Below are 623 nucleotides of genomic sequence, written 5' to 3'. Positions count from 1 at the left end.
GCTCACGACGGGGCGGGGGAGCGGACCCGGCCGACGGTCCCTCCGCTCACGACGGGGCGGGGGAGCGGACCCGGCCGGTCGGCGCGGACTCCACGGGCGCCGGCGACGCCTTCACGGGCGCCTTCCTCGCCGCCCGCCTGGCGGGGGCGGACGCCGTGGAGGCAGCGGTGGCAGGCTGCCGGGCGGGCGCGGAGGCGGTGACCGTGGTGGGGGGACGTCCGCCGTACGACGACAGGTAGGGCCTTCCCGACCGCGTCACACGGACCCTCGCCCTCCTCGTCAGGCCGCGTCGCCTCCGGTGAGGCCGGTCCAGGCGGGGTGGCGGGGGTCGTCGGCCCGGACGACCACGTCGGCGGCGTCGGACGGGCCGACCTCCTGCTCGTACCGCGCGAAGGCGGGCAGCGTCCAGTGCTCCTCCGTGCGCCGGGCGAGGGCGGCGGGCGACAGGCGGAGGTGGACGGTCAGGTCGAAGGGGAACCAGTGGCCGAGCAGGAAGGGGCCGTGCAGCAGGAGGACGCCTCCGGGCGGCAGGGTCACGTACGGACTCCGGGTGGCCCGGTCGGTCGCGGGGTCCCACAGACGTACGGACTCCGGGTGGCCCGGTCGGTCGCGGGGTCCCACAG

The 623-nt window shown here is 78.0% G+C and carries 2 protein-coding genes; one reads left to right on the top strand and one right to left on the bottom strand.

The window, feature by feature from the left end:
- Nucleotides 1-239: PfkB family carbohydrate kinase (locus EAO71_RS35235; RefSeq protein WP_261992497.1), on the top strand; the 239-nt coding region annotated here is incomplete at its 5' end.
- Nucleotides 240-279: 40 nt separating this feature from the next.
- Here EAO71_RS35235 and EAO71_RS35230 read toward each other — a convergent pair.
- On the bottom strand, nt 280-623 hold a 344-nt coding region (locus EAO71_RS35230), incomplete at its 5' end, for a nucleoside/nucleotide kinase family protein (RefSeq protein ID WP_459112790.1).

It is taken from the genome of Streptomyces sp. MS191, from assembly GCF_008042125.1.
Classification (GTDB): domain Bacteria; phylum Actinomycetota; class Actinomycetes; order Streptomycetales; family Streptomycetaceae; genus Streptomyces.
The sequence above is the reverse complement of the archived record's forward strand: the minus strand, read 5'-3'. Positions and strand labels throughout refer to the sequence as shown.